This window comes from Streptomyces sp. NPDC056452 (genome assembly GCF_042796085.1).
Lineage (GTDB): Bacteria > Actinomycetota > Actinomycetes > Streptomycetales > Streptomycetaceae > Streptomyces.
In genome coordinates, this window is the sequence record NZ_JBHTRI010000023.1 from 119,886 (window position 1) to 142,132 (window position 22,247).

At 71.6% G+C, this 22,247-nt stretch carries 18 protein-coding genes; 4 read left to right on the top strand and 14 right to left on the bottom strand.

What is annotated here, in order from left to right:
• The first annotated feature begins 1 nt into the window (after position 1).
• Positions 2 to 862: a tyrosinase family protein gene (locus ACFQ6X_RS22870; protein WP_383184174.1), complete on the top strand. Its 861-nt coding sequence runs from the start codon at positions 2 to 4 to the stop codon at positions 860 to 862.
• 80 nt (positions 863 to 942) lie between these two features.
• Here ACFQ6X_RS22870 and ACFQ6X_RS22875 read toward each other — a convergent pair whose 3' ends face one another.
• The 9 genes from ACFQ6X_RS22875 to ACFQ6X_RS22915 all read right to left on the bottom strand — a co-directional run bounded on the left by ACFQ6X_RS22875 (position 943) and on the right by ACFQ6X_RS22915 (position 10,786).
• Entirely contained in the window at positions 943 to 1,224 is a 282-nt protein-coding gene (locus ACFQ6X_RS22875; protein ID WP_329214283.1) for a chaplin, read from the bottom strand.
• Between the two features lie 110 nt (positions 1,225 to 1,334).
• A complete protein-coding gene (locus ACFQ6X_RS22880) occupies positions 1,335 to 2,501 on the bottom strand; it encodes a GNAT family N-acetyltransferase (RefSeq protein ID WP_383184176.1) in 1,167 nt (388 codons plus the stop codon).
• Positions 2,498 to 3,175 carry a YveK family protein gene (locus ACFQ6X_RS22885; protein WP_383184178.1) on the bottom strand — a complete coding sequence of 226 codons (678 nt, stop codon included), beginning with the start codon at positions 3,173 to 3,175 and terminating at the stop codon, positions 2,498 to 2,500. The genes ACFQ6X_RS22880 and ACFQ6X_RS22885 overlap by 4 nt, the downstream gene beginning before the upstream one ends.
• Positions 3,172 to 4,338: a glycosyltransferase gene (locus ACFQ6X_RS22890; RefSeq protein WP_383184180.1), complete on the bottom strand. Its 1,167-nt coding sequence runs from the start codon at positions 4,336 to 4,338 to the stop codon at positions 3,172 to 3,174. The genes ACFQ6X_RS22885 and ACFQ6X_RS22890 overlap by 4 nt, the downstream gene beginning before the upstream one ends.
• On the bottom strand, positions 4,335 to 5,114 hold the full coding sequence (locus ACFQ6X_RS22895) for a polysaccharide deacetylase family protein (RefSeq protein WP_383184182.1): 780 nt from the start codon (positions 5,112 to 5,114) through the stop codon (positions 4,335 to 4,337). Before ACFQ6X_RS22895 ends, ACFQ6X_RS22890 begins: the two co-directional genes overlap by 4 nt.
• A complete protein-coding gene (locus ACFQ6X_RS22900) occupies positions 5,104 to 6,747 on the bottom strand; it encodes a lipid II flippase MurJ (protein WP_383184184.1) in 1,644 nt (547 codons plus the stop codon). The genes ACFQ6X_RS22895 and ACFQ6X_RS22900 overlap by 11 nt, the downstream gene beginning before the upstream one ends.
• On the bottom strand, positions 6,744 to 8,114 hold the full coding sequence (locus ACFQ6X_RS22905) for an O-antigen ligase family protein (protein WP_383184187.1): 1,371 nt from the start codon (positions 8,112 to 8,114) through the stop codon (positions 6,744 to 6,746). The genes ACFQ6X_RS22900 and ACFQ6X_RS22905 overlap by 4 nt, the downstream gene beginning before the upstream one ends.
• A 3-nt stretch (positions 8,115 to 8,117) precedes the next feature.
• Entirely contained in the window at positions 8,118 to 9,614 is a 1,497-nt protein-coding gene (locus ACFQ6X_RS22910; protein WP_383184189.1) for an exopolysaccharide biosynthesis polyprenyl glycosylphosphotransferase, read from the bottom strand.
• The gene (locus tag ACFQ6X_RS22915; protein ID WP_383184191.1) at positions 9,611 to 10,786 is read right to left on the bottom strand and encodes a glycosyltransferase family 4 protein; all 1,176 of its coding nucleotides are present in this window, start codon (positions 10,784 to 10,786) and stop codon (positions 9,611 to 9,613) included. The genes ACFQ6X_RS22910 and ACFQ6X_RS22915 overlap by 4 nt, the downstream gene beginning before the upstream one ends.
• Positions 10,787 to 11,413: 627 nt before the next feature.
• On the opposite strand from ACFQ6X_RS22915, the gene pgm reads away from it, so the two are divergent.
• Positions 11,414 to 13,060, top strand: a complete 1,647-nt coding sequence (gene pgm / locus ACFQ6X_RS22920) for a phosphoglucomutase (alpha-D-glucose-1,6-bisphosphate-dependent) (protein ID WP_383184193.1) — start codon at positions 11,414 to 11,416, stop codon at positions 13,058 to 13,060.
• Positions 13,061 to 13,105: 45 nt separating this feature from the next.
• Here the strand turns inward: pgm and rho are convergent, their stop codons facing one another.
• The 5 genes from rho to ACFQ6X_RS22945 all read right to left on the bottom strand — a co-directional run bounded on the left by rho (position 13,106) and on the right by ACFQ6X_RS22945 (position 20,541).
• The gene (rho, locus tag ACFQ6X_RS22925; RefSeq protein WP_383184195.1) at positions 13,106 to 14,245 is read right to left on the bottom strand and encodes a transcription termination factor Rho; all 1,140 of its coding nucleotides are present in this window, start codon (positions 14,243 to 14,245) and stop codon (positions 13,106 to 13,108) included.
• 255 nt (positions 14,246 to 14,500) lie between these two features.
• A complete protein-coding gene (locus ACFQ6X_RS22930; RefSeq protein WP_383184197.1) occupies positions 14,501 to 15,376 on the bottom strand; it encodes a polysaccharide deacetylase family protein in 876 nt (291 codons plus the stop codon).
• A 25-nt stretch (positions 15,377 to 15,401) separates the two neighbouring features.
• Positions 15,402 to 16,436: a methylmalonyl Co-A mutase-associated GTPase MeaB gene (gene meaB, locus ACFQ6X_RS22935; protein WP_383184199.1), complete on the bottom strand. Its 1,035-nt coding sequence runs from the start codon at positions 16,434 to 16,436 to the stop codon at positions 15,402 to 15,404.
• A gap of 11 nt (positions 16,437 to 16,447) precedes the next feature.
• Positions 16,448 to 18,688, bottom strand: a complete 2,241-nt coding sequence (gene scpA / locus ACFQ6X_RS22940) for a methylmalonyl-CoA mutase (protein ID WP_383184201.1) — start codon at positions 18,686 to 18,688, stop codon at positions 16,448 to 16,450.
• Positions 18,688 to 20,541 (bottom strand): methylmalonyl-CoA mutase family protein, encoded by a 1,854-nt coding sequence (locus tag ACFQ6X_RS22945; RefSeq protein ID WP_383184203.1) that lies wholly within the window; start codon positions 20,539 to 20,541, stop codon positions 18,688 to 18,690. The genes scpA and ACFQ6X_RS22945 overlap by 1 nt, the downstream gene beginning before the upstream one ends.
• Positions 20,542 to 20,797: 256 nt before the next feature.
• Between ACFQ6X_RS22945 and ACFQ6X_RS22950 the strand changes: the two genes are divergently transcribed.
• A complete protein-coding gene (locus ACFQ6X_RS22950; RefSeq protein WP_383184205.1) occupies positions 20,798 to 21,307 on the top strand; it encodes a DUF6325 family protein in 510 nt (169 codons plus the stop codon).
• 99 nt (positions 21,308 to 21,406) lie between these two features.
• Positions 21,407 to 22,204, top strand: coding sequence for a tyrosine-protein phosphatase (locus tag ACFQ6X_RS22955; RefSeq protein WP_383184220.1), 798 nt, complete (start codon positions 21,407 to 21,409; stop codon positions 22,202 to 22,204).
• Positions 22,205 to 22,247 lie beyond the last annotated feature (43 nt).

Consider the following 22,247-nt stretch of genomic DNA (forward strand, 5'->3'; position numbering starts at 1 on the left):
GGTGTACAGCCGCAAGAATCAGCGCAACCTCACACGCACGGAGAAGAAGCGCCTGGTCGGTGCGATCCTGGAGCTCAAGCGCTCGGGACGGTACGACGAGTTCGTCGACCTGCACCGGGAGTTCTACGTCACCGACGCCGAGAGCCGGCCACGGCCCGCTCATATGACCCCGTCCTTCTTCCCGTGGCACCGCAGGTACCTGCTGGAGTTCGAGAAGGCCCTGCAATCCGTCGACTCCGGCGTGTCGATCCCGTACTGGGACTGGACGCGGGACAACACGCCCGCGTCCTCCCTCTGGGCGGAGGACTTCCTCGGCGGCAACGGGAGGTCCGGCGACCGACAGGTCATGACAGGGCCGTTCGCGTACCGGGAGGGAAACTGGCGTATCAGCGCGGGAGTCACCGACGACCACTTCCTGCGCCGGAACTTCGGCCGCCCCTCCGCGCCGGTCACCCTGCCCAGCAAGGCCGATGTGGACCGGGCGCTGAGCGACCCGGTCTACGACACCGCGCCGTGGAACAGCGTCAGCACCACCGGCTTCCGGAACAGGATCGAGGGCTGGGGGATCAGAGGCGGACGAGGGGTGGCCAACCACAACCAGGTGCACCGCTGGATCGGTGGCTCGATGGGGGGCGCCGCGTCGCCCGACGACCCGGTCTTCTGGCTGCACCACGCCTATATGGATCTGCTCTGGACGCGCTGGCAGAAGGCGCACCCGCGCTCCCGCTACCTGCCGGGCCGCGCACTCCCGGACGGCGATCCGCAGCGCGAGCGGGTCTTCGCCCTCGACGAGCCGATGCCCCCCTGGGACGTGGCCCCCGCGCAGCTCCTGGATCACACCCGTCTGTACCGCTACGTCTGAGCGGAGGGATCCGGCCGCGCAAACGGCCGGGCCGCTCCTCCCGGTGGGGAGGAGCGGCCCGGTGGCGTACGGCGTGGAGATCAGTGGCCGTAGCCGTAGTCACCCTTGTCCTCGTGGCTGTCCGACACGTTCGCGCAGGTGTTGCCGAAGGCCGGGTTGAGCAGCGCGATGACGTTCACGGTGTTGCCGCAGACGTTGACCGGGATGTGAACGGGCACCTGAATGGCGTTGCCCGAACCGACACCGGGAGAGTGGGCGGCGACGGCCTCCGCTCCGGCGTCGGCGGTAGCCAGGCCGGCACCGCCGGCGATCAGGGCACCGGTACCTGCCATGACAGCGGCTACCTTCGAGATGCGCGACATCTGTTCTCCTTGAGAGGGTCGAAACCGGCTGCAGAACGTGCGCCGGCATGCCCTGACAACGCGAAAATCGACAGACGGTAACGGATCGGATCAAAAGTCGTAATCCGCGGCTATCTCCGCCCGATGACGGAGAGGCCTCCGGCAGGCAGAGCGCTCAGCCGGCTGTGCCAGTCGCGTGCGGCAGGAAAGCGGTTCTTCACGACCTCCGCGGCCCTGTCCCGAGCCACCACCTGCGACTCGCGCAAGCGGAGCAGCGGTTCCAGGGCGGAGCGGGCGAGCAGCAGGCGCTGGTTGACGACCGGAACGGGTTCCCAGCTGTTCTTGTACTGCTCCGAGCCGCGCAGCAGACTCAGCACACTGCGTCCCGTGTCCGCCGCCTGCTGTGCCGCCTCGCGCAGCAGCATCACCGACACGTCCACCTTCTTGTCCCGGAGCCCGGGATCGGCTCCGTACAGATAGGCACCGGCCAGGTGCGCGGACCTGAGCGACAGGTCGGCGGCCACCACATCGCCGTCGAGCACGAACTCCGTCAGCGACGCCTCGCCGTCGCGGACCATCCGGCGGGTCGCACGCACCAGATGCGCGGAGAAGCGCGGGCGCAGGTGCTCGGGGTTGATCCCACGGCCGCGCCACTGGCGCTCGTGCAGCCGCACCAGGGTGGCGACCGCGTCCGCCACGCGGTGCTCGGGTGCGGGACGGCACTCGATCCGCAGAGCATCCAGCTTGCGCAGCTTGGACCGGGCGCGCTGGGCACGCGAACCGGGCATCCGTGAAAGGAGAGCGCCGATGGGCTCGGCGGGGAGTTCCATGCAGGTCGAGTCCGTGAGCCTGCTCCTGGCGCCGGACCAGTTCTCGTACAGCAGCTGGGCCGAGGCGTCGGGCCGCACCTCCCGCAGATCGATCACTGTGTGGACGGCGGCCCGTTCGAGTCCGCGCTCCAGGGCCGTCACCGCGCCCTTCGTCTCCTCGTCGTCCACGAGGATGTCGAAGAAGTCGGAGACCGCCCCGCCCATGGGGACCAGCAGGGGCAGCGGGCGGTGTACGAGCATCAGGGGAGCCGCACCGATCAGCCGCCCGTTCCGCCGGGCCAGTACGACGCGGAGCCTGCCCGGTGCTCCGTAGGACAGCCACCACGAATGCAGCCAGGCATGGCTCTGGAACGGGGTGGCGGTCGAGCAGCGGCGGTGCAGGGCGTCCCATTCCCCGGAGAGTCCGGCGAACTCCCCCAGGTCGCGGCAGAGGGTGACGGTGAGGCGCCCGTCCAGGTCAACGGTCATCGCACGAGCTCCCGTTCGTCGGCCGGGAGCGGACCGCCCGCCTGGACGGGAGCCGGCACCTGGGCGGGGACGCCCCGGTGGCCCGGGCGGGGCCGTACGAGGAGGACCAGGCCGCCGATCAGCCCGCCCGCACTCGCCCCCACGGCCGTGCCGAGGGGCACCGAGGGCGACACCGGCTGCGCCGAGGGCACGGCGTGCGAGAACTTGAGGAGTTTCACCCCGGTGTCCTTGGCGACATGACCGCTGCTGACCACCACGGCCTCGGTGACCGCGTTGGCGATGTCCGCGGCCCGCCGCCGGTTCTCCGACGTTCCGGTGATCGCGATCATGGGCGAGTCGGGGGAGGTCTCGGAGCGTACGTGGGTGCGCAGTTCCCGTACCGGCTCGCCCGCGGCGCCGCGGGCGTAGACCAGCGTCGCCTCGCTCGTGGCCAGGCGGCCGTACGACTGGGCGTAGCCGAGCGCGGCTGCCGGGTCGACGCCCTTGTCGGCCGCCACCATGGCGTAGCTCGTCGCCGAGTACTCGGTCGGGGCGAGCAGCCCGTAGGAGAGCCCGGACGCCGTTCCGAGGAGGATGCAGGCGGGCAGGGGCCACCAGTGGGGCAGTGCGGACTTGGGGCGGAGTCTGCGGAACCGTCCGCGGGCGGCCGGCTGCTGCTCGGGCGACTCGGTCATGAGTGTGCTCTCCAGGTCGAAGGGGCGGTGTCGAGGGCGTGCGCGTAGACGTCCATGAGGCGCTCGCTGCTGAGCCTGATGTCGTACTGGTCCACGGCCGGGGGCGGCGGCAGTCTTCGTACGCCGCTGTCCATCCGGTGGCGCAGCGCGGCCGTCAGCTCGTGCGTGAGATCGGCGTGGGAGGAGAGGGACCCGGCGCCGCCGATGCGGGTGGCGCCCGGTGCCCGGCCGGCCGGGAGGTCCTCGATGGCGGGACAGGCGCTGTGCACGACGGGGAGTCCCGCGGCCAGGGCCTCGACGGCTGCCAGCCCGAAGGTCTCCTCGCGGGACGCCGAGACGAAGGTGTCCATGGCCGAGAGCACCGCGGGGATCCCGGGGCCCGCCGTGCCACCGTCCGTGTCGCACTCGCCGAGGAGGCGGACCCGTTCGGCGATCCCGAGCCGGGAGGCCAGGGCGCTCAGCGAACCGGCCTCGGGTCCGTCCCCGGCCAGCACCAGCCAGGCGCCCGGGAGCGCCGCGACGGCACGGATCAGTACGTCGAAGCGTTTGCCGGGCACGAGCCTGCCGACGCCCCCCACCACGAAGGCGTCGTCGGGGATACGGAGCAGCGCGCGGGTCGCACGGCGCTGACCGCTGTCGAAGCGGAACCGGGCCGCGTCGATTCCGTTGGGCACGGTGTGGATCCGGGCGGCCGGCACGCCCCAGTCGAGCAGGCGGCCGGCGATGGTGGGGGAGACGGCGACCGTCGCCGCCCCGAGGCGCTCGGTGCGCAGGTACAGGGCCCGGGTGCCGCGGGTGAGCGGCCGCCCTTCGATCTCCGCATGCCCCAGCGAATGCTCTGTGGCGATCGTGGCACGCGTGGTCCCGGCGAGGCGGGCCGCGATCCGCCCGTAGACGCAGGCCCGGTACAGATGGGTGTGCACGAGGTCGTACGCGCCGCGGCGGATGAGCCGGGCCAGCCTGGGCACAGCGGTGAGGTCACGGTTGCCGTTCATCCCCAGGTGCCCGACGCGGATGCCGTCGGCGCGCAGCCCTTCGGCGACCGGTCCGGGGTTGGTGAGCGTCACGACGTCGCAGGGCACCGGAAGATGACGGAGCAGCAGACGCAGCTGCTGCTCCGCGCCGCCGACCCCGAGGCCCGTGATGATGTGCAGGGCCTTCATCGGGTCCCCCCGGCGGGGACGGGCGCGGGGGCGGCGCCCGGCCGGTGGCGAAGCCGGTGCCGCAGCTCCTTCGCGCGCAGCCGGGTGCCCCGGTCGGCGTGGCTGATGTGCGTACGCGGAAGGGCCAGCGGTCCGATCAGAGGGCCCGGGCCGAGCGCGCAGCCGTAGCCGTACCCCGCGTCCCGTACCGACGCCAGCACCCGCCGGTCGGCCGTGCCGTACGGATAGCAGAAGCCGGCCGGAGCGGTCCCCGTGATGCCGCGGATCGACTCCCTGCTGCCGTGAGTCTCCACGCGCAGCTCCTCGTCGCTCAGCGCCGTCAGATCCAGGTGGCGCATGCCGTGCGAGCCGACTTCCAGCCCCGCGTCCGCGACGGCACGGATGCCGTCCTCGGTCAGCAGGGGCTTCCGGGGGCCGAGCGGATCCCATGCGTTGGATCCGCCCGTCCGGCCTGGCAGCACGAACACCGTCGCCGTGAAACCGTGCCCGAGCAGTACCGGGAGCGCTTCGTGGAGGAAGTCGGCGTACCCGTCGTCGAACGTCAGCCCGACCAGCCCGCGGCGGCCGGCGGCGTGTGCGCGCAGCAGCGCCCCGACCCCCACGCCGGTGAGGCGGCGACGGCGCAGCCAGGTCAGCTGCTGGTCCAGGCGGTCGGCGGAGACGGTGATGCCGTACGGATCGTCCGTGGGGTCGCTCACCGAGTGGTAGGTGAGAATCCACGGCTGAGGTCGGAGAACGGACGGGACGGCGGCGTGTGCCGATGTGTCAGCGGCCATGAAGGAACCTCTGTCGGGTGAGAGCCAGCAGATGAACGACTTCGGGAGCTCTGAGGGCAAGTCCGGTGAGAAGGAAGGCTGCCGGGACGAGGAGACAGCCCGCCGCCAGGCTGAGTGCCGGATGGCCGATCGCCGGGGCGGCCGCCCATCCCGCGGCCCCGGCGACCACTGCCGCGGCCGCGGGCCGGCCGAGGGAGACGGCGACGGCACGGACCCGGATGGCGACCGCGCGCGAGCCCAGTCCGAGGAGCAGCAGCAGCGCGGCCGTGCTGATGCCGAGGGCGTTCGCGGCCGCGATGCCGTCGACGCCGAACGGGCCGGCCAGGGCCAGGCCGGCCCCCGTGGTGACCAGCAGCCCGGCGCCCATCGCGCAGACCGGGTACCACGTGGGCTTTCCGGCCGAGAAGAACGGCCTGCACAGCGTTCCGACCAGGGTGTGGCCGAGCAGCCCGAGTGCGTAGATCCGCATCACCCCGGCAGTGGCAGCGGTGTCCTGGGCATCGAAAGCGCCGCGCTGGAAGAGCACTTCGACGATCTGGTGCGCGTAACCGAGCACCATCGACGTGCCCAGCAGGACCACGGTCCCGGCCAGTGCGAGATCGCGCTCGACCCGTCGGCGGGCGCCGTCCTGGTCCCCGGCCGCCATCGCCCGGGCGACGACCGGGAAGGTCACCGTACAGATCATCATGGACAGCACCATCGGGAGCTGCGCGACCTTCTGCGCGTAGTTGAGATGGGAGATGGCCCCGTCGGACAGGGACGAGGCGAGGAACCGTTCGACGAACACCTGCGACTGACGGCCCACCACGAACAGCACGACGGGCGCCAGGACCGTGGCGCCCAGGAGCGGGGAGAGGCCCTGCCGTGCCGGGCGGGGCCCGACGCCGCGCGGCCCCCGCCGCGTCAGCAGCCGTGCGAACGTGGGCAGCTGGGTCAGGATCATCAGCACACTGCCCACGGCCACCCCGGCCGCCGCGGCGCGCACACCCCAGACGGAGTGCAGCGCCAGCGTCATGCCGATGATGCCGATGTTGTAGGCGATGTAGACCCCGGCCGGGGCCAGGAACCGCCCGTGCGCCCGCAGGGCCGCGCTGAAGTACCCGGTGACGCCGAAGGTGAGCACCGTGACCGCTGTCAGACGGGTGCATTCCACGGCGAGTCGGGGATCGCTCAGACCGGGCGCCAGAATCCTGACGACCCACGGAGCGCCCAGGACCAGCAGGGCGCCCGCACCGGCCAACGAGGCGAACAGTCGGGGAAAGGTGTCCGCTACGAGTGCCCGTACGGGATCGTCCGAGAGCCCGTCCGCAGCGGATCCGGCGGCGGCGCGCCGGGCCAGGGCATGGCTGAAGGCAGGGACGAGCAGCAGGGCCATCCCGTCCTCGATCAGCAGCGTGGCCGCCATCTCGGGCACGGTCCAGGCGATCAGGAACGCGTCGCTGGCATGGCTCGCGCCGAAGAGCCGGGCGATGGCCTGGTCCCGTACGAGCCCCAGCAGGGAGGCGATCACGGTCAGCCCGGCGGCACCGGCGGCCGCGCGGGCGAGGAACCGCCCCGGCCCCGGCGGAGCTCCGGGCGCGGAGGTCCCCGAGCCCTTCGCCTGCTCGGCCGTCGCCGCAGAGACCCGGCTCACGCGACGGTCGCCCTCTCCGGCTCCGCCAGCGCCCACCACGCGGCCAGTCCGAGCACGATTCCCGTGAGGACGGTGGAGGGACCGCCGATGTCCGCGTAAAGGAAGTCGACCGTCTGCCACGTCATCAGCCCGACCGCGGCGAGACCGCAGTCGACGGCCGCGGCTCCCCGGGCCCGGGCGAGGAACAGCCTGCGCACCCCGCCGGCCAGAATCACCACCCAGGTACCCGCCAGCGCGGTGAGGCCGATGAGACCCTGCTCGCTCAGCACGAGCAGGTACATGTTGTGGGGGGACAGCAGCGGCTGCTTGCGGAAGTCCTGCCCGGCGCCCGCGGTGTCACTGCCCGAGGAGAGGCCGATCGAGGCGTGTCCGTCGCGGTGCGCGGGGAAGCCCTTGAGGCCGACGCCGGTCACGGGCTGCTCGCGCCACATGCCGGCCGCGGCGGCCCACATGGTGTACCGGTCGTTGACCGACCGGTCGGGGGCGCGCGTCACCTCGGTGATGCTGGTGAGCCGCTGCGAGATCATCTCGGACCCGACGCCGAAACCACCGACGAGTACGACTCCGGCCGCGCACACCACGGCCAGCGCGCGCACGGCCTGTCGCAGCCCGGTCAGCGCGATCACGGCCAGGGCACCCGCGACCGTCGCGATCCAGGCGCCCCTGCTGAACGACAGGGTGAGCGGAACCACCAGGAGCGCGGCGACACAGAAGGCGCCGGGACGCAGCCACCGGGGCCCACCGGAGCGGGTCCCCAGCGCGTGGGCGGCGGCTGCGAGCAGCCCGTAGGCGACCACTGTGGCCATGCCCATCACGTCGCTGGGTCCGAACGTACCGACGGCGCGGATGTCCTCACCCATGTAGGAGGCGCCGGACCCGGTGGCGTACTGGTACACCCCCGTCGCGCCCTGGACGAGCGCGAGGAGCACCAGCGTGCCCGTGATGATCCGGAACCCTCGGGCGTCCTGGACCAGGATGTAGACGGCGGCCGGTACCAGTACGAAGATCTGCAGGTACCGGACGAAGCCGGGGAGCGCCGCCGACGGGTCCGCCGCAGTGACCGTGGCCACCGCGAGACCCACGGCCGGCAGCCCCAGAACGACGGCCGCGGCCGGGGTGAGAGGGCGCGTCCGCAGGAACAGCAGGCGCCCCAGACAGACGAGCACCGCGAGGCCCGAGACGAGGTCGGCCGGCGGAACGCCGTACACGCTCCCGGGTTCCGAGCCGTCCGCCGGTACGGCCAGGAGCAGTACCGTCGCGATCAGGGGCAGCAGCGGCCATCCGCCGGCCCACCGGCGCACGACCGGGGGCGCCGGTCCGGACCGGACGACGGGTGGTGCCGGTGCGGCGGTCAGGGTGAGAGTCACGGTTCAGCTGCCTCCGAGGCGGAAGACCGAGCCGGCGGTCCGCGCGAGGACGCACACGTCCTGCCAGAGCGACCAGGTACCGATGTACCGGTTGTCGAAGCGGACACGGTCCTCGATCGAGGTGTCGCCGCGCAGACCGTGCACCTGGGCCAGACCCGTGATGCCGACGGGCATGCGGTGACGGGCCCGGTAGCCGGGGTGGATCCCGCTGAAGTGCTGGACGAAGTAAGGGCGTTCCGGGCGGGGGCCGACCAGGCTCATGTCGCCGCGCACCACGTTCCACAGCTGCGGAAGCTCGTCGAGCGACGTCCGGCGGAGCGTCCTGCCGACGCGGCTCATGCCCTCGTCGTCCGACACGTTCCACCGGGTGGCGGACTCATGGGCGTCGGCCGGGCGCAGGGTGCGGAACTTCAGCAGGACGAAGGGCCGTCCGTGCCGTCCGATGCGCTCCTGCCTGAAGACGACTCCGGGGCCGTCACAGACGCGTACGGCGAGTGCGCAGGCGGCCAGCAGAGGGGCCGCCGCGATCAGGGCGATCATGGCCAGAACGGCGTCCATCGCCCGCTTGACCCGGTGGCCGGCCGGCCGGTGCCGGCCGTCGTCCAGCGCGTGGGCCGCGAACCCCCACACATGGTCCGGTCTGGACGCGGGCCGGCAGGGGGCGATCGTCCCCTCCTCGGTGATCAGCCACACCCGGCAGCCCTGTCGGACGAACTGCCCGAACAACGCCGCCCCGCCGGGTGCCGACTCCGGTGGGACCGTGAAAACGGCGTGCCGCACCGAGTTCTGGATGACCGCACGGCCGACGTCCTGCGCGGTCGTGAGTACGGGGAGCTGAGCTCCGCCGGACGGTGTCGCACCGGGCACGGGGGCATCGGCGGGCGGAACGTCGGACCCCACCCGGCCCACCGGCCGCAGCCCGTACTCCGGGTGCTCCTGCAGGACGGCGGTGACCCGGTGGGCGACGTGGCCGTCGCCCACGACCAGGGCCGACTGGGGGCTGCGGGCAGCCGACCGGAGCCGGGACCGGTGGACCGCCGTGCGCGCACCGCAGCTCACGAGCGTCTGTGCGGCGACCGCGCAGCCCAGTGCCGTCCAGCCGATGCCGTAACGGGGGTCGTACGCGGTCAGTGCCTCGGCCGTCACGTACCACTGGACCAGCGAAAGCCCGAGCAGCGCGGGGAGTTCCGCCAGAACGGACGGGGACAGTCCGATCCGGTACAGGCCCCGGTGGGCGTGCAGCAGCAACTGCCCCACAGCCTGGAGGACGAAGACCGCCCAAGGCCACGGCAGGGGGGCCACCAACGCCAGGGCAAGAGCCAGCGCGAGTGCGTCGGCGGCGACGAGCCCCGAGGGGGACCCCCACCTCCTGAGGCTCCGGGTGGCCCGCAGGGACTGCGCGCGCCCGGTACCGTCGCGCGGTGGGCGGACAGCGGAAGCCGTACGTCGTACGGCTGTTGCCTGGGCGGATCGGGGGACAGGTGCACTCTCCGTCGTCATGGCTCGGTGCGCTTCCTCGTCGTGGGGTGGGACAGGCCGACAAGTTCCTGGTAAAGGCTCAGAACCGCTCCGGCGGTCTTCCTCACATCGAAGACCGACCGGGTATGTCTCTGCGCCGTGCTGCCCAGCTCCTTCCGCAGCAGTGGGTCGGTCAGCAGAGCGGTCAGGGCCGTCGCGAGGGCTGCAGGGTCCTCGGGCGGCACAAGGCAGTGGGATTCGTGACCGGGCGGCAGGCTTTCCCGGGCTCCGTTGACGTCGGACATCAGGACGGGTGTGCCGCACGCCATCGCCTCGAGAGGGGCCAGTGCCATCCCTTCCCACCGCGAAGGCAGGACCAGGACGTCCGCGGCGTGGATCCACGGCCGTACGTCCCGGCTCGCGCCAGCGAACAGCACACCCGGGGGTGCCGCGCGCCGCAGTTCGTCGTGGCACGGCCCGTCACCGACCAGGACGAGCCGTGCCCCCGGGACCCGCGTCCGCCGCCAGGCCCGCAGCAGCACGTCCTGGCCCTTCTGCCGGCTCAGCCGCCCGACGCACACGACCAGGGGAGCACCGGCCGGGACGGTCTCCGGGAGCGGCAGGGCAGCGCGGGCCGCCAGCGCGGCCTCCCGGCCGGCCGGGCGGAAGTGGCCGAGGTCGATGCCGTTGTGGATCACGGACCAGTGGGCGGCGACGCCCGCGGTCTCGCCCGCGCGCCGTTCGGATTCGCTGACACAGAGGATGCGGTCGCTCCACCGTGCCCCGAACCGCTCCCACCGCAGGGCCAGCCGGGCGGTCCGGCCCTCCACCGCATCGAAGGACCAGGCGTGGGGCTGGAACACCGTCGGCACCCGGCCCCGGACGGCCAGCCGGCCGGCGAGACCGGCCTTCGCGCTGTGGGCGTGGATCACGTCGGGCGCGTACGCGCTGATCAGACGGCTTGCGGTGACAACCTCCCGGCCCAGCCCCGGCCCCGGGGCACGTTCGGCCGGCCAGGCACACACCTGGGCCCCTGCCACGGACGCTCCGGAGGCCAGCGAACCGCCCGGCGGGCAGGCCACGACAGGCCGCAGCCCTGCCCGGACCTGTGCGGCGACGAGGTCGGTCACGACCCGTGCGACTCCACCCTCCACCGGCTGGACCAAATGAAGGACCGTCAGTTGTCTTTCCTCGGTGCAACTCTTCTGCAGCACGCACGGCTCTCTTCTCACATGCCCCCGACGGGCCGGTTCGGGTAAGTACCGGCGGAAAGGAATATGGCGGCGGAGATAAGTGGGTAAAACCGAAATGCACTGTGACAGACAGTGTGTGGGAAAACACGCATGACTCGCGCGCCGGGCGATGCGGATTGGCTCCGGTCAGGGGTACTGACGCCGGATTGCTGAATGCTGCGGCGTGTCAGAGCCCAGCATCTTCTGCTGTTCGGGACGGTGCTCCATGATGGCAATGCCCTGCGCATTCCTCTTGCGTTCGGCCGATCGAGGAAGCCGCCGACTCGTGGTGGAATTCGAGGTACCGGAATCCTCTGATCCTGAAGTGCCGCCACCGGATGTCGAGTTGCGCGAGGCGAATTGCGGCCCTCGGTGCACGCGACCGGCGGGGGCCCACCGGTCCTGCCCGTCCCGCTGTGTTCTGCGCGGGAACCGGCCAATCGCCGTGAAGGACCCCCGGCGGGCGCCGTGCTGCGGATGTACTGCTGTCGGGCCGGGGTACCCGTGGGTGCGGCCGAGGGGGCAGTATCGGGTACAACTCGTGATGATCGTCCGCCCCGTGATGGTGGTCCGGGCCGTGGGCGCACCGACGAAGACAGAGGAGAACCGATGGTTCACGAACGGGCCGGTCAGCCGGCGCAGCCCGGAGACCTGGTGGACGTGGCGCGTCTGGTGACCGCCTACTACACGGTCCACCCCGACCCGGCGGAACCCGGCCAGCGCGTCGCGTTCGGTACCTCGGGGCACCGGGGCTCGGCCCTGGCCGCAGCCTTCAACGAGGACCACATCGCCGCCACGACCCAGGCGATCTGCGACTACCGGACCCGTCAGGGCACCGACGGGCCGCTGTTCCTCGGCGCCGACACCCATGCGCTGTCCGAACCGGCGCGGGTGACCGCCCTGGAGGTGCTGGCCGCCAACGGGGCCACCGTACTGATCGACAGCGACGACGGCTACACCCCCACCCCCGCCGTGTCGCACGCCATCCTGACGTACAACCAGGACCGCGGCAGCTCTCTCGCCGACGGAATCGTGGTCACCCCGTCGCACAACCCGCCGGCCGACGGCGGCTACAAGTACAACCCGCCGCACGGCGGGCCGGCCGGCTCGGACGCCACCTCCTGGATCCAGGACCGGGCCAACACCCTGATCGAGGGCGGGCTGAAGGAGGTCCGGCGGATCCCGTACGCCCGGGCGCTCGCCGCCGACACCACGGGGCGGCACGACTTCCTCACCGGGTACGTCGACGACCTCCCGTCCGTCCTGGACCTGGACGCCGTACGTGACGCGGGGATCCGGATCGGCGCGGACCCGCTCGGCGGCGCCTCGGTCGCCTACTGGGGCCGGATCGCCGAACGCCACCGGCTCGATCTCACCGTGGTCAACCCGCTCGCCGACCCCACCTGGCGCTTCATGACGCTGGACTGGGACGGAAAGATCCGGATGGACTGCTCCTCGCCGTACGCGATGGCGTCCCTGATCGAGCAGCGCGACGCGTTCACCATCTCCACCGGCAACGACGCGGACGCCGACCGGCACGGCATCGTCACCCCCGACGGCGGCCTGATGAACCCCAACCACTATCTGGCCGTGGCCATCCGCTACCTCTACTCCCACCGCGACGGCTGGCCCGCCGGTACCGGCATCGGCAAGACCCTCGTCTCCTCCTCCATGATCGACCGGGTCGCGGCAGACCTCGGGCGCCCTTTGGTGGAGGTGCCGGTGGGATTCAAGTGGTTCGTCGACGGACTGTTCGGCGGCACCCTGGGCTTCGGTGGCGAGGAGTCCGCCGGAGCGTCCTTCCTGCGACGCGACGGCCGGGTGTGGACCACCGACAAGGACGGCATCCTGCTCGCCCTGCTGGCCTCGGAGATCACCGCCGTCACCGGCTCCACGCCCTCCCAGCACTACGGCGAACTCACCGCCCGCTTCGGCGACCCGGCCTACGCCAGGGTCGACGCTCCGGCGACGCGTGAGGAGAAGGCGGTCCTGGCCGGGCTCTCCCCGGACCAGGTCACGGCAGACACCCTGGCGGGTGAGCCCATCACCGCCGTACTCACCGAGGCGCCCGGCAACGGCGCGGCCATCGGCGGCCTGAAGGTCTGCACCGACAGCGCCTGGTTCGCGGCCCGTCCCTCGGGAACGGAGGACGTGTACAAGGTGTACGCGGAGAGCTTCCAGGGCGCCGCACACCTGGCCAGGGTCCAGGACGAGGCACGCGCGCTGGTCGCCGAGGCGCTGGGCGGCACGGGCTGATCCGGGACCGGCGCGTGGTGACCGGAGTGGCGTGAGCGGGGGCTGTTACGCGCCGGGAACGGTGTGCTGGACCTGCCGGAGGAACGTTGCGTTGTCCGGGGTCGCGCGGACCTTCTCCAGCAGGACCTCCAGGGTGGCCTGTCCGTCCCTGGACTGCAGGGCGCGGCGCAGTCCCCGTACGGCCGCCAGTTCCGCGGCGGGCACCAGGAGCTCCTCGCGGCGGGTGCCGGACAGTGTGATGTCGACGGCGGGGAAGACCCGCCTGTCGGCCAGCCGGCGGTCCAGGCGCAGTTCCATGTTGCCGGTGCTCTTGAGCTCTTCGAAGAAGTAGTCGTCGGCGCGGGATCCGGTGTCCACGAGTGCGGTCGCCAGGATGGTCAGCGAACCGCCCTCCTCGGCCAGGCGTGCCGCCCCGAACAGCTTCTTCGGGCCGATGAGGGCGGAGGCGTCGACGCCACCGCTGAGGGTGCGCCCGCCCGCCCCGGCGGCGTTGTTGTGGGCCCGGCACAGCCGGGTCAGGGAGTCGAGGAGGATCACGACGTCCCGGCCCTGCTCGACGAGTCGCTTGGCCCGTTCCACGGCGAGGTCCGCGAGCGTGATGTGCTCCTTCGCGGGCCGGTCGAACGTGGAGGCGTACACCTCGCCCCGTACGGAGCGGCGCATGTCCGTGACCTCCTCGGGGCGTTCGTCCAGCAGGACGACCATCAGGTGGCACTCCGGATGGTTGGTGGCGACGGCTGCGGCGAGCTGCTGCAGGAGCACGGTCTTGCCGGTCTTCGGGGGTGCGACGATGAGGCCGCGCTGCCCCTTGCCGACCGGTGAGACGAGGTCGACGACGCGCGTGGCGGGTCCGCCGCGCGGTGTCTCCAGGCGCAGCCGCTCCCGGGGGTGGACAGGGGTGAGATCGCGGAAGTGCGGCCGGCCCCGAAGGTCCTGTGCCGCACGGCCGTTGACCGAGTCGATCCGGGACAGTGCCCGAGGCCGTTCGCAGGTTCCACCGACGACGTCGCCCTTGCGCAGGCCGTACTGCCGGATGAGTGAGGGCGACACCTGGATGTCACCGGGGGAGGGATGGCCGCCGTCGGTGCGCAGGACGCCGTGTCCGTTGTTCGTGGTGTCGAGGACACCTGCGGTGCGGACGGGCTGATCCTGTTGCGTGACGGGGCGTTCGAGTGTGCTGGTCATGGGTGGGTCCTTTCGCGGACAAGGCGAATGAGAAGTCCGGCGAAGCGGAGGCGGCGGAATCACGCCCCGTGTGACGGGCGGAAAAGCCCGGACCGGACAGAAGAAGTGGTGCGGAGAAGCTGGATCGCCGGTCACTGGAGGACGGGCGCAACAGCGGAAATGAGAGAAAACAGCACCGGCGCCCGATTCGGGGCGTACACATGTGCTGATCGCACCGTAGCACGCAAGCAAGGAGGAGGGAAGGAGACCGCCCGGCTACCTGGTGCCACCGGCGCCGGACCAGACCCGCTGGACCGCGCGGTAATCGGTCACCACGACGGCCTCCTGCCGAAGGATCTCGTGCGCCTCGGGCGAGGTGAGGAACGCGTGGTCCGTGCTGCGCACCTGCCAGCCGCCGTCGATGGCCCGTGACTCCTCGTCGGCCAGCCCGGGATGCACAGCCCACTCGCTCAGGCCGGCCGGAAGGGAGCGCAGCAGCTCGGCGAAGCGGGCCGCCTTCCCGTCGAGGTCCAGCGCGAAGCTGTCCAGGAAGGCGTGGTCAGTGACCGGCCGGCCCTGCCGCAGCATCTTCTGCCTGGCAGGCTCGAGCCAGATCCGCACGGCCAGGCCGTACTCCCCTGCCAGGGCCACGGTCAGGTCGAGGATGTCCTCGCGCCCGCCGTCCGCCAGACAGTGCCAGTCGAGATGGGTCGGCTCGAGACCGGCGTCCATGACCGCGTCGATCTGTGCACGGAACTCGCGCTCGACCTCTTCCGGGCGGGCCCGGCCGAGCAGCTCGGGGATGCCCGCCGGTGTGAAGAGCTCGCCCGCGTCGTCCAGCAGCGAGGGGACCCTGTCCCTCGCGCTCAGCGGCCCCCAGCGGTAGTCCGTCGTGTCGCAGACGAGCGTGAGGTGGATGCCGAAGGGGATCTCCGGCCGCTCCCGGAGCAGACGCATGCCGTGCAGCGCCCACGGGCACGGCACCATGAGGCTGCACGAGGCCGCGATGCCGTTCTCGATCGACGCGATCACGGCGGAGTTGACCGCGTGGTACATCCCGAAGTCGTCGCAGTTGACGATGAGTACCCGGGCATCGGGCGCGAATCCCAGCAGCTCACTGGAACGGGTCGTGGGTGCGGTGTCAGCGGTCACCGCACCCACTGTGCGCGAACGGGGCTCAGCTGTCTTCCGGATTCTTTCCGCCGGCCGTGTCCGGCGGGGCCGCCGCATCCCCGCGGAACGCTCCGAGGATCTGCTCCGCGGCCAGGGTTGCCGTCAACTCGCCCCCGCGTACTCGCTGTTCGAGCTCCGGGGTGAGCGCACGCACGGCCGGATGGCTGCGCAGGCTGTCCAGCAGCTCGTCGCGGACCATCGTCCATGTCCAGTCCACCTGCTGCTCGCGGCGCTTGGCCGTGAGCCGCCCCGTGCTGTCCAGGAGCGTGCGGTGCTGCTCCAGCCGCTCCCACAGTTCGTCCAGACCGGTCGACTCCCGGGCGCTGCAGGTCATGACCGGGGGAGTCCACGCCGCGTCCACGGGGTGCATCAGCCGCAGGGCGCCCGCCAGTTCACGTGCCGCCGAGCGGGCGTCGCGCTCGTGGGGGCCGTCGGCCTTGTTCACCGCGATGGCGTCGGCCAGTTCCAGGACACCCTTCTTGATGCCCTGCAGCTGGTCGCCGGTACGGGCCAGGGTGAGCAGCAGGAACGTGTCGACCATGTTGGCGACCGCGGTCTCCGACTGCCCGACCCCGACCGTCTCCACCAGGACCACGTCGTAGCCCGCCGCCTCCATCACCACGATGGACTCACGGGTCGCCTTGGCCACCCCGCCGAGCGTCCCCGCGGTGGGGGAGGGGCGTACGAACGCCCGGGCGTCCACCGCCAGCCGTTCCATCCGGGTCTTGTCGCCCAGGATGGAACCGCCCGTACGGCTGGACGAGGGGTCGACGGCCAGTACGGCGACCCGGTGCCCGAGCCCCGTCAGCAGGGTGCCGAGCGCATCGATGAACGTGGACTTCCCCACGCCGGGAACCCCGCTGATCCCGATGCGCCTGGCCCGCCCCGAACGGGGCAGCAGCTCACTCAGCAGCCGCTGGGCCAGTACCCGGTGATCGGGGCGGGTCGACTCGACGAGAGTGATCGCGCGTGCCACGAACGCGCGCTTCCCGTCGAGCACGCCCTTGACGTACGCGTCGACGTCGATGTTCGGAGCCATCCGTCAGCGGCTCACAGCTCGTGGCCGAGCGCGGCACCGAGCCGCGTGACCAGGTCGTGGGCCGCGTCCGGGATCACGGTGCCGGGCGGGAACACCGCGGCGGCACCCGCCTCGTGCAGCGTCTCGATGTCCTGCGGCGGGATCACCCCGCCCACCACGATCATGATGTCCTCCCGGCCCTCGGCCGCCAGTTCCGCGCGAAGCGCGGGCACGAGCGTGAGGTGCCCGGCGGCCAGCGACGAGACGCCCACGATGTGCACGTCCGCCTCGACCGCCTGCCGGGCGACCTCACCCGGCGTCTGGAAGAGCGGGCCGACGTCGACGTCGAAGCCCAGGTCGGCGAAGGCGGTGGCGATCACCTTCTGGCCGCGGTCGTGGCCGTCCTGGCCCATCTTCGCGACCAGGATGCGCGGACGCCGTCCCTCGGCCTCCTCGAAAGCGTCCACCAGCGTGCGGGTACGGTCCACGGACGGGGACTCTCCTGCCTCTTTGCGGTACACCCCGGAGATCGTACGGATCTGGCCCGCGTGCCTCCCGTACACCTTCTCCAGGGCGTCCGAGATCTCGCCGACCGTGGCCATCGCCCGGGCCGCGTCGACCGCGAGCGCCAGCAGATTGCCCTCCAGGCCCGGTCCCGGGTCCCGTTCGGCCGCCGCCGTCAGCGCCCGCAGGGCTTCCTGGCAGGCCGCCTCGTCCCGCTCCTCGCGCAGCCGACGGAGCTTCTCGATCTGCTGCGTACGCACCGAGGAGTTGTCGACCTTGAGCACGTCGATCTTCTCGTCGGTCTCCACCCGGTACTTGTTGACGCCGATGACCGGCTGGCGTCCGGCGTCGATCCGCGCCTGGGTACGGGCCGCGGCCTCCTCGATCCGGAGCTTCGGGATGCCCGCGTCGATGGCCTTCGCCATGCCGCCGGCCGCCTCGACCTCCTCGATGTGCTGCCAGGCCCGCCGCGCCAGGTCGTACGTCAGCTTCTCCACGTACGCGCTGCCGCCCCACGGGTCGATGACCCGCCCGGTGCCGGACTCCTGCTGGAGCAGCAGCTGGGTGTTGCGCGCGATCCGGGCCGAGAAGTCCGTCGGCAGGGCGAGCGCCTCGTCCAGGGCGTTGGTGTGCAGCGACTGGGTGTGGCCCTGGGTGGCCGCCATCGCCTCCACGCACGTCCGCGTGACGTTGTTGAAGACGTCCTGGGCGGTCAGCGACCACCCGGAGGTCTGCGAATGGGTGCGCAGCGACAACGACTTGGAGTTCTTGGGCTCGAACTCCTTCACCAGCTTGGCCCACAGGAGCCGGGCCGCACGCAGCTTCGCGATCTCCATGAAGAAGTTCATGCCGATCGCCCAGAAGAACGACAGCCGGGGCGCGAACGCGTCCACGTCGAGCCCGGCGTCGCGTCCCGCCCGCAGGTACTCCACACCGTCGGCCAGCGTGTAGGCCAGCTCCAGGTCGGCCGTCGCCCCCGCCTCCTGGATGTGGTAGCCGGAGATGGAGATGGAGTTGTAGCGCGGCATCTTCTGCGAGGTGAACGCGAAGATGTCGGAGATGATCCGCATCGAGGGGCCGGGCGGATAGATGTAGGTGTTGCGGACCATGAACTCCTTGAGGATGTCGTTCTGGATGGTCCCGGCCAGCTTCTCGGGCGGCACGCCCTGTTCCTCCGCGGCCACGATGTACAGCGCGAGCACGGGCAGTACCGCGCCGTTCATCGTCATCGACACCGACATCTTGTCCAGCGGAATGCCGTCGAAGAGCTGGCGCATGTCGTAGATCGAGTCGATCGCCACGCCCGCCATGCCGACGTCACCGGTCACGCGGGGGTGGTCGCTGTCGTAGCCGCGGTGCGTGGGCAGGTCGAACGCGACGGAGAGCCCCTTCTGACCGGCCGCCAGATTGCGCCGGTAGAAGGCGTTGGACTCCTCGGCCGTGGAGAATCCCGCGTACTGCCGGATCGTCCAGGGCTGGTTGACGTACATCGTGGGGTACGGGCCGCGCAGATACGGGGCGATGCCCGGGTAGGTCTCCAGGAAGTCGAGGCCTTCCAGGTCCTGTCCGGTGTACAGCGGCTTGACCGCGATGCCCTCGGGTGTCTCCCAGAGCAGCTCGTCCTCGGACGTGCCGGTCGACTCCTTCACCGCGGCACGCCACTGGTCGGCGGACACCTCCGCAGGGGCGTCGGCGGCCAGGGGGACATCGGAGAAGTCCGGAACCGGGGTTCCCGTCGCCGGGGTCCCGGTGGTCTCGGTGGTCTGCATCACGCCACTCCCATGCAGTCGAGTACGGAGGAGAGGACGGCGACCACATCGCAGCCCGCGAACACGTGGCCGTCGACGCCCGTGTAATCACCGGGCCGGCCCGCGAGGAGGACCTGCAGGGCTCCGGCGGAGGCGAGGGCGCCTGCGACAGCGTCGGCCTGCTCGGCGTAGAGCGCGTCGGAGGAGCACAGGCAGGCGATCGTCGCTCCGCTGGAGACGAAGGCCCCGGCAGCGGTCGTGGCGTCCACGGAGGCGGGCTCGTGGACGGGTTCGATACCGCCCGCGGCGAAGAGATTCGCGGCGAAGGACGCGCGCGCCGTGTGCACCGAGGCCGGGCCCAGGGCGGCGAGGAACACCTTCGGGCGGCTGCCGGTGGCGGCCAGGTGGCGGTCCGACCGGGCACGCAGAGCCTCGAAGGCCTCGTCGCGGCGGACCTTCGGCAGGCCGCCCGTCGAAGGGGCGGGGTGGGGCTCGCGCTCCACGGGCCGCTCGGTGAGCGTCGGGAACTCACTGACGCCGGTCACCGGTTCCTTGCGCCGCGCCAGGTCCTTGCTGCGGGCGGCCCAGGTGCCGGCGAGCCGCTCCTCGACCATGCCGGAGCGCAGTGCGGCGGCCTGACCGCCCGCCCGCTCGACCTCCTGGAAGAACGACCATGCTGCGGCGGCGAGTTCATCGGTCAGCCGCTCGACGTACCAGGAACCGCCTGCCGGATCGATGACCCGGGCCAGGTGCGACTCCTCCATGAGGATCGTCGACGTGTTCCGGGCGATCCGCCGGGCGAACGCGTCCGGCAGACCCAGAGCGTGATCGAACGGCAGTACGGTGACGGAGTCGGCACCGCCGACCCCCGCGCCCAGGCAGGCGAGCGTCGTCCGCAGCATGTTCACCCACGGATCGCGGCGGGTCATCATCACGGGCGAGGTCACGGCGTGCTGCTGCTGCGCACCTGCCGCAGTGGTTCCGCACACCTCGGCGACCCGGGCCCACAGCCGTCGCGCGGCCCGCAGCTTCGCGATCGTCAGGAACTGGTCGGCCGTCGCCGCGTACCGGAACTCCAGCTGCGCGCACGCCTCCTCGACGGAGGCTCCCGCCTCGGTCAGCGCCCGCAGATAGGCGACGCCCGTCGCCAGCGAGAGCCCCAGCTCCTGGGCGGCCGAGCCGCCCGCCTCGTGGTACGGCAGTGCGTCGACGGCCAGCGTGCGCAGCCCGGGGTACTCGCGGCCGCACAGCCGCGCCCAGTGGACGGCGGCCGTCAGGTCGGGCTCGCCGCCGGTACGCGCCGCGTGGCCGAGCGGGTCCGCGCCGAGGCTGCCGCGCGCGGCGGACTTCGCGACGCCTCGCGCCTCGTAGAGCGCCAGCAACTCCCGCACCGCAGGCTCGAAGTCGCTGCCTGCGTCGAGCGCGACGGGTGCCAGGTCGAGATAGACGCCGTCGAGCGCACGGGCGAGGCCGGTGGCCGGAACCCCGCCGGGCCCGCCCACGGCCAGCCACAGCGAGGTGACGCCGTTCTCGAGGTCGCCGAGTACGGCCTCGTTCAGGCGTACGGGGTCCGTCAGCGCGTGGCGTTGCCGTACGTCCCAGCCGCCCGCAATGCTGCCCGCGGCCTTGCTGCCCCGGGTGAAGGGGGCAAAGCCGGGGAATCCGGGGTCGGCTGATACGTCGTGGGAGGTGTACAGGGGGCGGGCGGTGAGCCCGTCCCCGAGCGCGGTGGACAGCGCTTCCTCGGCGGCCGTGCCCGTGACTTCCTTGCCAGACTTGCGCAGTACGCCTTCGACAAGGCTCTGCCACTGATCATGGGAGGGGTCAGGGAACTCGGCGGCCAGAGAGAGCCCGTCAGCAGGCAGGACCGTCATGCTCAGATGCTAGGTCAGCGCTCTGACGAGCAGCAGTGGCACCGGCTGTGACCTTGCCCTCTCCGGAACGCACGTGATCCCTCACTGACCGTCGCGTTTCCCCCGACCGGGGGATGAGCGGGTCCGGTCCCGTCGTACCCCTTCATGGCAGGTAATGAGGCGAATGTGCTGTCTTAACCATGAAGTTTCACAGTGCGTCACTGAATGTCCGAAGTTATGCTTCTGACGTTCCAGCACCGCAGGAAAGGGGCGCGTCGTGGCCGTGGGACCCGTGGAGTACCTCGTCGTCGTCTTTCCCGGCAGCACCCTCACCGGTCCGATGGCGTCGGCCCTGGCCGACGCGGTCGCGTCGGAGGCGGTGCGGGTCCTGGACCTGTCCTTCGTCCACCGCGCCGAGGGCGGCACGCTCGCCCTCAAGGAGCTGCGGGATGTCGACCCCGACGGGCTGGTGTCGTTCGAGCCGGTCGCCGGTGAGGTGGCCGGGCTGTCTGCCGTCAAGGACATCGACTCGCTCGGCCGGAGCGTGCCTCCGGGGAACTCGGCCGCGCTGATCGTCCGCGAGGACCTCTGGGCGGTGCCCCTCACCCGTGCGGCCCAAGAGGCCGGCGGGCAGCTCGTGGCGCATGAGCGCCTTCCCGCGGAGGGGGCCGCGGACGGCGGGGACGACGTCATCACCTTGCTCGAGCGGCTTGCTGAGCTGCGGAAGCAGGACGTACTCACCGACGCCGAGTTCGCGGCGCAGAAGACGAGGATCCTCGCCGACTGACATCTCAGCCGGTACCCGGCTCTTTCCTTTGTCGATTTTCGCGCTACGTGCGACGTTGATTCTGACCTGTGGAGTTCGTCGGGAATGAGGCAGTTCATCGTGCAGACCGCCCGCGCCGTCCCTGCTGCCACCGTCGTCAACCTGCGCGACCTGGGCGGCATCGCCCTGGGACGCGACCGCCGCCTGCGTCAGGGAATCCTCCTGCGCTCGGGGCAGCTGAGCGACTTCGACGCCGAGAGCGACATGGCGGTGGCCGCGCTCGGTATCCGTACCGTCGTCGACCTCCGTACCGCGGACGAACGCCAGTGGGCGCCCGACCGCCTGCCGCCGGGCGCGCGGCTCTTCGTCGCCGACGTGCTCGGCGACAACCCGGGTGTCGCGCCCGCCAGGATCAGGGCATTGCTCGGAGACCCGGACGGCGCAGCGAGTGTGCTCGGCGACGGCAAGGCGGAAGAACTCTTCGCCCAGACCTACCGGAAGATGGTGCTCTCGCCCGGTGCCGCGGCCGCCTACCGCGCCTTCCTGGAGACAGCTGCCGACCCGCGTGCGCGACCGGTGCTGTTCCACTGCGCGACGGGCAAGGACCGGACAGGCTGGGCCGCCGCGCTCCTGCTGCTCATGGCGGGCGCGTCGCGTGAAGTCGTCCGGGCGGAGTTCCTGGCCGTGAATCCGGCCGTCCGGGGTGCTTTCGGGCCCGGCGTGCAGCGGTTCCTCGAGGCGGGCGGCGACCCGGACATCGCGTCCGCGATCGTCGAGGTCCGCCCCCGCTACCTCGAAGCGGCCCTGGACGCGATGGACGAGAAGTGGGGCGGACTCGACGGCTATCTCCACAAGGCGCTGCGGGTGCCCCCGGCGGTGGTGGAGCGGTTGCGCGCCGACCTGGCGGTACCGGCCTGACATGCCGCGCGGCCCGGTGCGACGTCCTCGAAGGACGTCGCAC